Here is a 13909-nt window from a genome sequence, read left to right on the forward strand (position 1 = left end):
AATAATGGTTAAACATTAGGTATGCTGCTTATTTTTTTCTGCGATACTTTGCATAAATTTCAATCGTTGCTGTTCTTTCGCAGCATAATCTATCAGCGGTATAACCTTACTGATGGCTACCCTGGTATGCTGCCAGGTTGAAATAAATTGTTTAATTCTAACAATATTCTTACGAATAGTGTCTTCATCATTTTCAATTTCGAGCACAAAATCCTGTCCTGAAAGATCCGTATCATTATAAGCCAATATAACTGGCAGGCCATAAGCACAATATTCTCTGACCTTAAGGGGAGAAGCTTCAGTCATATTTTTTCTATGTAACGCGAGCGTGCCAATCCCTATATCCATTTGTTGATATAACTCAGCTAAAGGTGCTTTATCTAAAAAACCATGCTGAATCATGTTTGCAGGTATTTTCAGGCCATTTTCTTCTACTATAGGCCCCACCACATGCACGTCGATCTCTGGTATGTTTTCGGATAATTCAATTAATTTGTCTACACCGTGCCATGCCAACCCCGGATATCCCACAAAAATCAGCTGTGGTCTGCCAGACTTATTCTCTGTTGTTGCCTGCCGGGCTTCAACGGTAGAAACAGTATAGCCATTTCCTAAGGTAATACCTTGATGACCATATTTTTTTGTATAGAAAGAAGTAATCTCCTTTGTGACTCCCACAAATCCTTTTGCTGCACTGTATGATTTCAGAGATCCCCAGTTATGCATCCTTTGCACTTTACCTGATGCAATCAGACTCAGCTCACTCTCCAGCAAGGTATTCAGTTCAATTACCGCCGGAAAGCTTTTAATGATTCTTTCCAGTCCGGGATACCAAATCAAATCTCTGACATACAAAACATCCGGTTGAAATCTTTTTAATGCTGCCAACACCTTACCTGTAACAAAGAATTTACGGATGTAAGACGCATAGCCGCTATTATGGAATTTTTTTGAAAACCGGCTATCGAAGATTTCAAAGTCAAATGGCAACTGGGGGGTATGTTCCGGAATTTTACCGGTGTTAGGAACAGAGAAAACTTTCACTACGTTTCCGGCTTTTATCCATTCCTGACACTGCATACTCAGCTTAGTCAATATTCCGTTGGGTTCATGCAAATTTATATCGGTAAAATATGCAATTTTCATATTGTTATCTTAAATAGCCTGGTACTTAACACATTAAAAGTCAATTTAACATTAATTATGTACCCTAAAAATCAGTAAATATTCTATGCATGCTGCATCACTATTCCGGGCAAAGGATAGACTCCCTTATCCGTATATCCATAGCGGGGAATATTCAGACACATGAAAAGTATAATAAAAAACTGTAAATCAAATGATTATAGTTCTTCAAAGTCCTCTATTCTGTTCAAAATACCACATTACTTAATAAACAAAAGTAATATTTGCGGGAAAATAAGCTCTTCCCACAAATATTACTTTGAATATCTTAGATTTTGTAACAGACAAAGGGGTGTCCGGAAAATTCCTCCTGCATTGAAAATATAAAGATTGGCAATCCAGCATTCACATACACTAAAAGTTACGCCTTATCCACGCATGATCTATCTTTCTGGTTAATGCATGTTGCAAGTACGTAACCTAACAATCTTTATGCCCAATATTAATTGATAATATTTTACAATATTACAATAGGTATTTCCCAACAAAAATATACCTCTTTTCCCATTTATATATAAAAAAGGATATTATTTATTAAAAATGAGCCCAGCCTGTAAAATGCGCCAGTTTTTTCCCGGATCATCTGACAAACTACTGGCTATATCCGTATTTATATTCGTCATAGAGGCATCCAGAATTTTTTCCCGGATAAATCCATCTTTGTAGTCATTTATCTGTGCTTTTACAGCAGTAGCATCCATCCAGGATTGCTGGGGTGGTTCATATCCGATTTTGTCCTTTCGCCAGGTAATATCCTGCGGTAAAATATCTTCAAAGGCAATTCTCATTAAATACTTGGTCCAGCCATCAAAAATCTTATATCTGGCAGGAAGTGTAAATAAAAACGTTACCAATTCATGAGAAAGGAAAGGTAGTCTTACTTCACGTGAATACTGCATGGAATTTCTATCTGCATACCGTAACAATTCCTGTAGTCCTGCCCCCGTTGTACTATTATACAACGAATGGTTTAAATGGATATTCGTCTGCAGCATGCGGCTCTCCTCCACAGCATATTCAGCAATAAAATCCCGGCTAATGAAAGGGGAACGGATTGCCGCCAGCTGTTGCCGCTTATTTTTAATCAGCTTTAATAATGCAGCGGGAAATTTACTCTTGACCCAACTTTTCAAGTCTCCCTGATAAGATAAACCGTTAATATTATTCCCTGCCTGCAGCCGGTGATACTTCTCCAATTGAGCCTTATAAGTACTTCTATCACCAGATCTCAACTCATGAAAAAAGGAATAATAATAAATATGATAACCCGCCAAAATTTCATCTGCTCCCTGACCGTCCAATAAAACAGTGATGTTTTTTTCTTTAGCCAGCTTCATGACAGCATTCTGAGCACTGATGCTGGCAGAACCGAATGGCTCTTCCTGATGCCAGGTAATTGTACTCATATTTTCGAAAAAATGTTCGGCATCAGGGTATACAAAATGCGCATTGGCGTTGGTTTGAGCAATCACCTTATCCATATATACTCCTTCATCTTTCTTAAATCCCGGAAACCTCGCAGAGAATGTATGTTGCGATCCCCCTTTATCTTGCTGGAGATGATTAATGGCGCAAACAATCAGAGAGCTATCAAGCCCCCCAGACAAGCTGGACCCCACCGGCACATCCGAACGAAGCCGGCGCCCTACACTCGTTAAAAAAAGGTCTCTGAATTTTTCTTTTGCCTCTCGTTCTGTTATTTCATCATTTACCTGCCTGTAGTTAATATCCCAATACTGCTTTATCTTCAGTTTGAATGACGGGAAATGAAGTATGCCATAATGTGCAGGTTTTAACCGGAGAATACCATCGAAAAATGTTTCCGCCAGATCTTCTTCATTCATTATCTCATTGTATACGAGATAACGATACAACATCTTATTATTTCTTACCCGCGGTATTCCATAAGCCCAAAGGGACTTCATTTCTGAGCCAAAAACAAAATACTTCTCCGGTGTAAAAGCATAATGAAAAGGTTTTTCACCAAACCTGTCTCTCGCAAAAAATAAAGTCTGTTCCTTTTCATCCCATATCGCAAATGCAAACATGCCATCCAGTGATGTCAGACAACCTTCTTTCTCGGCATCATACAAAGCCAGTAAAACTTCAGTATCTGACGTACTTTGAAAAGTATATCCCTTACTAATCAGCTTCTGCTTTAGTTCTATATAATTATAAATTTCACCATTAAACGTAATGGTATATCGTTTATCAGCATAATGCATAGGCTGATCTCCACCTGTCGACAAATCTATAATTGAAAGTCGTCGATGCCCCAGGCCAACATGCCCATTAGGGGATATCCACTGTCCATCACCATCTGGCCCTCTATGCGCAATGACATCAGTCATTCGCTTGATAGCATCCATACGAATGGCTTCGGCATTTTTATGCAAAAGCCCGGCTATTCCACACATTTTCTTGCGTAGTTTAATTAAAAAAAATAAGAGATAAATTGTAAGAATCCGTTGGGCAACAATTGCTGTAAACAAAACGCTACTAACAGCCAACGGTTAATAATCAGATGGGATAAGTAATATTTAATCTTTACAAGGGCAAACAAGCTACTGAACCCAATATTCTTGCTTTCTTCCTATTGTCCTTATACTTTCATAAACATCCACACTGCTCCAGCGTTTAGTATCTATGAGCGTTTAAGTTGACAAGTCTTTTTTCTGTGAGATCATAATTTTAACACATATTCTTTATGACGCTAAAAATAAAAGTTCCCCCCTATTAGACTATAAAATATAATACTGAAACAAAGCTAGTCTATTTCAATATCTGCCAATTAATCCCTGCCTTAAAATGAGCTTAAAATAACATAACATTACTGCTATACAATTACAAGCCTGTATCAAGATATAGTGCGGACAGACAGAAGTTCAGCTGTTGTTTTAATGGCAGAAAATGTTGTGACAAAATAGCTCTGATAATGTTTTGCTGATGCAGATTAAATAGTAAAGATCAGCTTGGTCGTAAGCGTTTGTATAGGTTAGCAAGTTCTGTCTTGTTGAAGAAACAGAATAAAGTTCCAAATGCTATAAAAGCAATTACACCTGAAACATATAAATTGAATACCTGCAGACAAAGCGTTTTAATTATCAAAGCAACTGTTAATGCCCCTACTGCGGCACCCAATTCATATAAATAAGACGCAGTATAGTCCTTGAATGATATAGTGGAAGCCCGCTTAATAAAAAATATCCAATACATCACCAGATAACTGACTATACATAAACTTTGTCCCACGGAGATACCAATTACCGTTCCCCATAAGCCACCAATAATTATACAAGCTGGCGTAGTAAGTACCCTGAATATGGTCCAGTTAAAACCCAGTTTTGTTTTTCCTGTAACTACAACCAACATACTTGATGGTCCCAAAATGGAACTAATACCTCCCCAAACACAGAAAATCTGCAATAATAATGCAGCATCTTTATAGGGAGCACCATATAAAACCCATAATATCTCCTTCGCATACAGGGCAATCAATGCATAAAGCGGGAAAGTCACCATACTTGTGATCTTCAGTATCTGGAGATAGTTACTGTTAAATGTAGCTACATCATTTCTCAGTTTCGCCAGGAGCGGGATGGCCACATTCTGAATAATCGGATTTAACAAACTATAAGGCCGCAGAATAAGTTGTTTAACGAGATTATATACCCCCAGATCTGCAGAGCCCATTATCCGGCCAATGATAATAATATCCAATTGACTGGAAATGAAATCCAAAATCTGGGCACCGGTTTGATACAACCCAACCTTATATAAAGATTTATTTTCTTTGATGTTGATATAAAATGAAATAGGATAAGTCCGAATAGTTGTAATGATTAATAAGAAGGAAGTCAATGCAGAGTTTAAGATAGTAGAATAAATCAGACTATATACTCCCCAATTAAAATAAGCTAAATAAACAGATGCCACTAGAGAAAGCAGTGCAGAAGAAATTTCGATCAATCCGATCTCCTTGAAGCGAAATTCTTTTTGCTTAAAAATCTTAAAGTGTCGGCCCGCTGTTGCAAAGATCAAATCCAATCCCATAATCGGAATCAGGATATTTAGAATATCTAGCTTATAAAACAGCGCAATAGCAGGTGTAATAGCTAATAATACCACATAAAGTGCTATTCCGGAGAGAAAACTAACCCAATACAAACTGCTGTATTCCTTCTTTGTTAAATCATGTCTGGAGAACAACACAACAGACACTCCCAAGTCGGTAAAGATGTGTGTAAAACCAAGGATAAGGGTAACAATGGCTACCAGGCCGAAGTCAGATTTAGTGAGAAATCGGGTAAGTATGGATAACCTGAGCAACTGTACAACCACCTGAACAACCATAGACGCTACTGTCCATTTTGTTCCCGATATAACACTTTTCTTAATATTCATTTTCTTTTTCTGTTATTTTCAGCCACCCATCCCATCCACTCTCTTCTATCAAAATAAACCTTCTCCCTGGTATAAATGAGGAATAAATCGTTAAATACTTCCCATCTACCCCAAACAACCGGGTGCAAATGGAGAATACCTGTAATGTCAGCTGATCTTGTAAAAGCGCCAAGCATCACCGCCGTTTCCCATCAACACCCGTTATCAGATTTTTTGCCTATTGTTCCTACCTTTAGGATTTATTGCTATTATAAATTCTTTCAATAATTTCCACCACTTTCAACCCTTCCAACGCATTGGTGGAAATAGCCGCACGGCCTTTCAATACATCAATCACGTTATCAATAACGTAGTGGTGATTCTGAGCAGATCCTTTATAGGCTCCGTAGTCATTGCCCGGATTGGTAGGCGCCAGTTCCGGCATCACATAATCTTTTACATTACAGATCTCTACTTTATCCATGTACTGACCTCCAATCTTCACACTACCGTTTTCTGCAATAATGGTCATACTGCTTTCCAGATTGGTATTCCAGACAGAAGTAGAGAAATTGATACATCCCATCCCACCGTTTACAAAATCAAAATTCACAACGCCACTATCTTCAAATTCCGTCAGGTGCGCATGATTAAAGCATGCTAACCGGGAATTAATATTTTCTATATCACCGAACAGCCAATAGAGAATATCTACAAAATGAGAGAACTGTGTAAACAATGTTCCGCCATCCAGATCTTTCTTACCATGCCAGCTTTCCGGTTTATAATAACGGTCATCGCGGTTCCAGTAACAGTTTAATTGTACCATGTAGATTTTTCCCAGCCGGCCCGATTCTATCATCTCTTTGATCCATACGGAAGGCGGAGAATACCGGTTCTGCATCACGGCAAACACTTGTTTATGCACGTGCAGCGCCTTGTAAATAACCTTTTCTGCATCCTGCTTACTTAAAGCCATTGGCTTCTCAATTACCACATGTTTTTTCTGCGCCAGGCTTTCCAATGCATGGGTAGCATGAAAACCATTGGGAGTAGCAATATTGATAATATCTACCTCTACACCGGCAGCCAGGAAATCTTCCAAAGAATTGAAGAAAAGGACATCACTTGTATCCAGCTTTAAATCAGCCTGGGGTTTTGTATCTATCAGTGCCACCAGCTCAGCTTCCGGATGTCTCCTGATCATTTCAGCATGACGACCGCCGATGTGTCCACATCCTACTACGGCAAATTTAATTTTCTGTTCCGGAGCTACCATTACTGTATTCTTTTAACTTGATTGTTTTCTAAACTATATACCTGTCCACTTTCTTCACAAACAGCTTTATTGCTTTCATCAAAATGTAACCGGTGTCCAAACTCACTCATCCATCCGATCTGTTTACCGGGATTTCCCACCATCAGGGCAAAAGCCGGTACATCTTTAGTGATAACCGTACCCGCACCGATAAAAGCAAATTCTCCGATATCATGTCCGCATACAATAGTAGCATTAGCGCCGATGGAAGCGCCATTGCCTACATGCGTTTTAGAATATTGTCCTCTTCTGTTTACTGCACTGCGAGGATTTACGACATTCGTAAAAACACAGGAAGGGCCCAGAAAAACATCATCCCCACAGGTTACACCTGTATAGATCGATACGTTGTTTTGCACTTTTACATTATTCCCCAACACTACATCCGGAGATATCACTACATTCTGTCCGATGTTACAACGGTTACCCAGTTTGCTACCAGACATGATGTGTGAGAAGTGCCAGATTTTTGTGTCATCACCTATGATACAGTTTTCATCAACGATCGCTGTAGGATGTGAGTAATAAGCCATAATCTAGTTCTTTAAGAAATCTTTTATTTTTCCTACAATAAAATCCTGTTGTACCTGTGTCATCTCCGTATGGATAGGCAAAGAGAGTACTGATTTACATAAGCGCTCTGTTACGGTCAGATCGCCATGTACCCGTCCGATTTCCAAAAAAGCTTCCTGTTCATTCAGCGGTACCGGATAATAGATCATTGCAGGAATACCCTGACTTTCCAGGTATTTTTTCAGTTCGTCCCGCTTATCTGTTGCCACCTGTAGGGTATACTGGTGAAACACGTGGGTAGAATTGGCTACACGGAAAGGTGTAGTAATGCCCTCCAGACCTTTCAGCTGCTCATCGTAATAAGTAGCTGCCTTTTCGCGTGCTGTTGCATATTCATCCAGGTGTTTCAGCTTGATGGTGAGAATAGCCGCCTGTATGGAATCCAATCGGGAATTTACCCCAATGTATTTATGCACATATTTCTTCACCTGGCCATGGTTCGCAATCATACTGATCTTCTCTGCCAGCACTTTGTTTCTGGTATACAAAGCACCACCGTCTCCATAACAACCGAGGTTTTTGGAGGGGAAAAAGGAAGTACAACCAATATCTCCAATCGTACCTGCCTTCATCACCTGACCATCTGCAAAATGATAGTCAGCACCCAGTGCCTGTGCAGTATCTTCAATTACATACAGGTTATGTTCCTTCGCTACTTTCATAATAGCTTCCATATCTGCACACTGACCAAACAGGTGCACCGGAACAATCGCCTTCGTTTTAGGAGAAATAGCCGCCTTAATGATATCAGCAGTGATATTGAATGAAACAGGATCTACATCTACCATCACCGGTGTTAATCCAAGTAATCCAATTACTTCCGCAGTAGCTACGTAGGTAAAGGAAGGAACAATCACCTCATCTCCTCTGTTGAGATCCAGTGCCATCATGGCAATCTGCAAGGCATCTGTTCCGTTGGCGCAGGGAATAACATGCGGTACATCCAGATAAGCCGCCAGATCACCGGCAAATGTTTTTACCTGTGGACCATTGATAAAAGCAGCACTTTCTATACAATCATTGATGGCTTCATCAATAGCAGATTTTATCTTAAGATATTGCCCCTTAAGGTCAACCATCTGAATCTTTTCCATAAAAATATATTAGAGTCTGGCGTCTACAATACTGCGATCCAATACAGATTTAGTATCGAATAAAATAGTGTTATGCCCGTTTTTCAAGGTTGAATAATCGAGATTAATAAATTCATTGTGCGCTACTGCGAGGATAATGGCGTCATAGGCAACCGTAATCTCACTGATCAGCTGTATACCATATTCATGAGCCACTTCTTTGGCATCTGCGTGCACATCATAAACATCCACATTCATTCCAAACTGACACAGTTCTTTGTAAATATCAATAACGCGGGAATTACGGATATCCGGACAGTTTTCCTTGAAGGTAACGCCCAGGATCAATGCTTTGGCGCCATCAATTTTATGGCCTTTTTTAATCATCAGCTTCACTACCTTATTCGCCACAAACATGCCCATATTATCGTTCACCCTTCTGCCGGAAAGAATCACCTGCGGATAATATCCCAATGCCTCTGCTTTGTGTGCCAGGTAATAAGGATCTACCCCAATGCAGTGACCACCCACCAATCCTGGTTTGTATTTCAGGAAGTTCCATTTGGTACCTGCCGCTTCAATAACATCTGTAGTATCGATACCAATACGATCAAAAATCAACGCCAGTTCATTGACGAAACTGATATTGATATCACGCTGAGCATTTTCAATGGCTTTGGAAGCCTCTGCTACCTTAAGGCTGGATGCTTTATGCGTACCTGCAGTAATAATGCTCTTATATAACCCATCAACGATATCTGCAATTTCCGGTGTAGAGCCGGAAGTCACTTTTTTGATTTTAGTCAGGGTATTCACTTTATCTCCCGGATTAATTCTCTCCGGAGAATAACCACAATAGAAATCTTCGTTGAATTTCAGGCCGGAATATTTTTCCAGTACCGGTACGCAATCTTCTTCCGTACAGCCAGGATAAACAGTAGATTCGTAGATCACAATATCTCCTTTCTTCAACACTTCACCCAGCATTTTGGAAGCACTGATCAGGGGTCTCAGATCCGGTGCTTTATATTGATCGATCGGGGTTGGAACGGTTACAATATAAACGTGATACGCGCTTAAATCCTGTTGGTTGCTGGAAAAACGGAGTCCTGTTTTTTCGTTTTTATCTTTATTTGCTATTAATGCCCGGAGCTGTGTTAAGTCAGCTTCCTGCGTATGATCTTCGCCGGCACTCAGTTCCCGGATACGAGTTTCATTAATATCAAAACCTAATACATCATATTTTTTTCCGAATTCAATCGCCAGGGGTAGTCCAACATATCCTAAACCGATGACTGCTATTTTATCATATTGTTTCATATGGGAGGAAACGATTTTGTAGAGGTTTAATTCATTATTTCTTTATAAATTCTGGCTACCAGTAATGCTAAAGTGGTCAGGAAGCCACCCAGAAAAGCGCCGATGATAATGCCTTTCAACTTTCCTAACTGTTGTTTTTCCAGTGGAAGTATGGGTGTATCTATAATTTGCATGACCGGCATTTCACGGGCCATAGCGATTTTACTAAGCTCCAGGTTTTTTACGATCTCTCCATACATAGTCTGCAGCACCATTTTATCACGCATCGCCAGCTCCGTACCCACATTAGCGACCTGCCTGGCGGGGTTTACATTTAAATCTTGTATGGCGGCTGTGGAATACGTTTTCCGATCCAGCAATGATTTCATCGAATCTGCTTGCAGCTGTAATCTGTCCACATTCGCTTTTGTGCGTTTTATTTTTGTATTTGAATAAAAATCGAGCGCTTCCCGCACCACTGCTTCTGCCAGATATTTGGAAAACAGCTGCACCGGAGATTCTACCTTTACAGAAATAAAGCTCAGCTTTTTATCAACTTTATCTACTGTAAGATTACTCTTTACAATCTTATTCTGTATAAAATTCAATACGCTATCCTGATTCAGGGAAAAGGTTTTCCGGTCCTGATGTACCGGGTATGTTACATTAAATGGTTGTGATAATTTGCTCCATTGTGTGCGCAAATCATTGTAAGCAATATAACTCTCCACCAATGTCATTTCTTTACCATCATATTTCACGGGAGATAATAATGCTTTTTCGATGATCAGTCGTGTTTTCAGGAATTTCATGATATTATCTCCGGCAAATAAACTGCTTTCCCCCGAACCTCCTAAATCTATCCCCAACTGACTGGCCAGGCCGGAATAAGAACCTAAAGGACTGCTGCTATTATCTTCTAACACAAAGGTAAGTTCAGCTGCATAAGTGGGCTTTGCTTTCAATGCTATAAATAATCCACCAGCTGCTCCTATTAACGTGATGCCGATGATCCAGAATTTTTTCCGCCACAGATATTTCAACCAATCCTGTACTTTGAGGATCAGTTCTCTAATAGATATTTCTTCATTTCCAGTTGCAGTATCGGATGATTTCCCGAGTTGTTCCATTGCGCAAACTTTAGACTTCTTGTATATGACGATTTCTTATTTTGTCCGGGTCAGGATAGTCACGATGATCAGTGCAATGGAGGCTATACCGGAGCTCAGTCCTACTATTTCCTGTCCGCTTAACCCTTTCTTTTCCTTTTTGGAGGGAATATAGATTTCAGCTCCTGGTTTTACTTTTGGATAACTGTTGAAGAAGAGAACCTTACGGGTATTTTTGACTTCTCCATTGGCATATACAACATAACTTCTGCGTTTCAGTGCAGAACTGGTATATCCACCAGTACCACTGATATAGTCCCGGAAAGTATATGATTTATCAAATCTTATTTTTTTCGGAAAATAGATTTCTCCAAACACCTGTACTGTCTGCAATTTTTTAGGGATTCTGATCACATCTCCATCTTCCAGCAACAGATCATATTTTGATCCGGGTTTCTTCATAATTTCTTCCAGATTGATACCTACCAATTGCTCTCTCCGGTTTACCGTACGTTTTACCTGTTCAATATCACTGCTATCCTGTAATTTGTTATAAAACAATTCCAGTTTACTGGATAACAGGATACTATCACTCACATTAGCATAAGTCTTTCTCATCAATACAGCACCTTCCGGATAGGCATCTGGCCGTAAACCGCCAGTACGTTGCAGTAAGTCGGAGATCCGTTCTTTCCTTGTTATAATGGTATAATTACCCGGATATACCACTTCTCCACCTATCGCCACTGTTGCCTGTGTTGAATAGGCCGGAGACTTACGAATCGTAACGATATCAAAAGGTTCTAACAAAAAGTTCATATCATCACCTACACTCTTCAAATCCCCGTTAATATCAAACTGCTTAATAATCGCACGGCTGCTATCTGCCGGATTATATTCCCTGTTACGTACGCGACGGGATACCTCCACCCTTTTATAAGATGCCGCATCACTTAAACCACCTGCCATCAAAACAATGTCTTCCAGGTGCATACTATCTGCATACAAAAACGAACCTGGTTGATTAACTTCTCCAGTAATAGATACTTCGTAATTCTCCCTCAGCTGCATTTTGGAATAGATCACCACACTATCTTCCCGCTGTAAGGTAATTGTATTCTTACCTGCCAGTACATCCTGCAGATTAAAACTTAAAATAGCCGGCACATAATCGACCTGCATCCGACGGATATATCCGCGAGATAAGGAAGCAATTTCCTTCACGCCATCCGCCCGTTTGATCAGATCCAGCAACGTCATACCATTGGTGAGCGCATAGTTGCCCGGATGAAATACCGCACCGGTAATGGTGACCCGGTTGCTGAAACGGTTCAGGATAGAATCTACAAAAAACTGATCTCCGGATTTCACTTTAAAAGTGGCAATCTGGTCAGCCGGGATATTGATAACTTCCCGTTCTTTGTTATTCACCCGGTAGCCGGAAAGTGCATCCCGGAATGCCAGATCTGTATAACCTCCAGCATATTTAATAATCTGCTGCAGTGTTTCCTGGTCTTTCGCTTCAAATATCGCCGGATGTTTTACTTCTCCGCTCAGTTCTACCCTTGTTTTGTAAGGGTTTACCTTCACAATGTCCTGATCCTGTAATATGATATTATTGGAAAGATCACCGTTTAATAAAAAGTCATAAAGGTCGAATGTTTTGATAGCCTGTCCGTTTCGGATTACCTGTATGTCACGGAAAGATCCATTTTCGTTTGGCCCCCCTGATACATACAAAGCATTGGCCACTGAAGCCAGGGAAGGCACGGTATAAGTTCCTGGTTTTCTGATTTCCCCAATCATTAATACCCGGATACTTCTGATGTTACCCAGTGATATCTGCACAGAGGTAGTACCTGCATTAATACCTGAATAAATGGTTGCCAACTGTTTGGTAATACGGTTTTTGGCTTCTTCCATTGTAAGACCGCTAACATATACCGGTCCAAGGTTAGGAATACGGATATAACCTTCAGGGGTTACTTTTAACTTATGTTGTACTTCCGAATAACCATATACATCAATTAAAACTTCATCATCTGCTGCCAATCTGTAATTCAGCGGAGTAGGTATTCTGAGGTTCGGCTCAAAGGTGAGATTACGGTTACTAAATAGTTCTGATCCATAGACACGGCTTCTGCCCCGCTCCATATCTTTCTCTTCACGGGTTTTCATTTTGCTATCGATATTCATTTTATCGGTAGCATCGTTCACATCCCGGTTGCTGTATTCATCCTCTTCTCCGGCAGTACCTTCTTTTCCGGAAGATGCATCCAGTTGTTTATCCAGCCCTAATGCTTCAATACGATTTTTGAGTTTTCCGGCTTCTGCTTCCGTAAAGCCTTTTGCTTTGGCATACTTATCTACATCCGCATAAGCAACTTTATTCCGCTTCATCTCGGCTACCAGCTTCCTGATCTGATCATCAGTAAGATTGTCAACTTTTACCTGTTGCATCTGATCTTTCTGCATGGTTGATATCTGTCCTGTCACACAATAGCTAACAAATAGGAACAGTTGGACCAAGAATATTTTTTTAAACATGTATGATAGGATCTAAATTTTTCTCGAATACCTTTTGGAAAAACATAATACCGGGCGTTATATGGCTGAAACGCCGCCAGATAAGTTGCAAATCTATTAAAAATAACATATAAATGTTACAGGAATTACATTACTTAATGCTTTTACAATTAAATCGTTAGCCTCTGTCTGTTAAGGGTTGTACCCTAACATTCCAAACTGCGCGCGCCTTTACAGCAAAAATCCTTCCAAATTTCGCTGTACACTAATAATTAACCAATTATGATATAAAAATATCGATCATATAAATAAATGAGATTATAAAATCTTTTTTTCTTCCGTTTACGTTAATAACTATAGAAGTCATTTTGAGAAAGTACCTGTTTCCATATTCTATTTAATTACCTGAAACCAATTAACAGCTCCAAAAGCATTAAACCGTA

At 39.8% G+C, this 13909-nt stretch carries 9 protein-coding genes; all 9 read right to left on the minus strand.

The features are described from left to right. Nucleotides 1-15: 15 nt before the first annotated feature. The 9 genes from OL444_RS01410 to OL444_RS01450 all read right to left on the minus strand — a co-directional run bounded on the left by OL444_RS01410 (nucleotide 16) and on the right by OL444_RS01450 (nucleotide 13415). Complete coding sequence (locus tag OL444_RS01410) at nucleotides 16-1146, minus strand: glycosyltransferase family protein (RefSeq protein ID WP_264735034.1); 1131 nt, start codon at nucleotides 1144-1146, stop codon at nucleotides 16-18. A 566-nt stretch (nucleotides 1147-1712) separates the two neighbouring features. Continuing rightward, nucleotides 1713-3602 carry an asparagine synthase (glutamine-hydrolyzing) gene (gene asnB, locus OL444_RS01415; RefSeq protein ID WP_264735033.1) on the minus strand — a complete coding sequence of 630 codons (1890 nt, stop codon included), beginning with the start codon at nucleotides 3600-3602 and terminating at the stop codon, nucleotides 1713-1715. Between the two features lie 550 nt (nucleotides 3603-4152). Then, nucleotides 4153-5589, minus strand: a complete 1437-nt coding sequence (locus OL444_RS01420) for an MOP flippase family protein (RefSeq protein ID WP_264735032.1) — start codon at nucleotides 5587-5589, stop codon at nucleotides 4153-4155. Nucleotides 5590-5821: 232 nt separating this feature from the next. Next, entirely contained in the window at nucleotides 5822-6847 is a 1026-nt protein-coding gene (locus OL444_RS01425; RefSeq protein ID WP_264735031.1) for a Gfo/Idh/MocA family protein, read from the minus strand. Further along, nucleotides 6847-7419: an acyltransferase gene (locus OL444_RS01430; RefSeq protein ID WP_264735030.1), complete on the minus strand. Its 573-nt coding sequence runs from the start codon at nucleotides 7417-7419 to the stop codon at nucleotides 6847-6849. Before OL444_RS01430 ends, OL444_RS01425 begins: the two co-directional genes overlap by 1 nt. 3 nt (nucleotides 7420-7422) lie before the next feature. Then, the gene (locus OL444_RS01435) at nucleotides 7423-8553 is read right to left on the minus strand and encodes a DegT/DnrJ/EryC1/StrS family aminotransferase (RefSeq protein WP_264735029.1); all 1131 of its coding nucleotides are present in this window, start codon (nucleotides 8551-8553) and stop codon (nucleotides 7423-7425) included. Nucleotides 8554-8562: 9 nt separating this feature from the next. Then, nucleotides 8563-9852, minus strand: a complete 1290-nt coding sequence (locus OL444_RS01440; protein ID WP_264735028.1) for a nucleotide sugar dehydrogenase — start codon at nucleotides 9850-9852, stop codon at nucleotides 8563-8565. A 26-nt stretch (nucleotides 9853-9878) separates the two neighbouring features. Beyond that, nucleotides 9879-10961: a Wzz/FepE/Etk N-terminal domain-containing protein gene (locus OL444_RS01445; protein ID WP_264735027.1), complete on the minus strand. Its 1083-nt coding sequence runs from the start codon at nucleotides 10959-10961 to the stop codon at nucleotides 9879-9881. Between the two features lie 36 nt (nucleotides 10962-10997). Then, on the minus strand, nucleotides 10998-13415 hold the full coding sequence (locus OL444_RS01450) for an SLBB domain-containing protein (protein ID WP_264735026.1): 2418 nt from the start codon (nucleotides 13413-13415) through the stop codon (nucleotides 10998-11000). Nucleotides 13416-13909: the final 494 nt, after the last annotated feature.

Source organism: Chitinophaga nivalis, assembly GCF_025989125.1.
Classification (GTDB): domain Bacteria; phylum Bacteroidota; class Bacteroidia; order Chitinophagales; family Chitinophagaceae; genus Chitinophaga; species Chitinophaga nivalis.

What these genes read in the sequence shown, in the direction of transcription:
- OL444_RS01410 (WP_264735034.1), bottom strand. Translation starts at nt 1,146, where the DNA reads ATGAAAATTGCATATTTTACCGATATAAATTTGCATGAACCCAACGGA.
- asnB (WP_264735033.1), bottom strand. Translation starts at nt 3,602, where the DNA reads ATGTGTGGAATAGCCGGGCTTTTGCATAAAAATGCCGAAGCCATTCGT.
- OL444_RS01420 (WP_264735032.1), bottom strand. Translation starts at nt 5,589, where the DNA reads ATGAATATTAAGAAAAGTGTTATATCGGGAACAAAATGGACAGTAGCG.
- OL444_RS01425 (WP_264735031.1), bottom strand. Translation starts at nt 6,847, where the DNA reads ATGGTAGCTCCGGAACAGAAAATTAAATTTGCCGTAGTAGGATGTGGA.
- OL444_RS01430 (WP_264735030.1), bottom strand. Translation starts at nt 7,419, where the DNA reads ATGGCTTATTACTCACATCCTACAGCGATCGTTGATGAAAACTGTATC.
- OL444_RS01435 (WP_264735029.1), bottom strand. Translation starts at nt 8,553, where the DNA reads ATGGAAAAGATTCAGATGGTTGACCTTAAGGGGCAATATCTTAAGATA.
- OL444_RS01440 (WP_264735028.1), bottom strand. Translation starts at nt 9,852, where the DNA reads ATGAAACAATATGATAAAATAGCAGTCATCGGTTTAGGATATGTTGGA.
- OL444_RS01445 (WP_264735027.1), bottom strand. Translation starts at nt 10,961, where the DNA reads ATGGAACAACTCGGGAAATCATCCGATACTGCAACTGGAAATGAAGAA.
- OL444_RS01450 (WP_264735026.1), bottom strand. Translation starts at nt 13,415, where the DNA reads ATGCAGAAAGATCAGATGCAACAGGTAAAAGTTGACAATCTTACTGAT.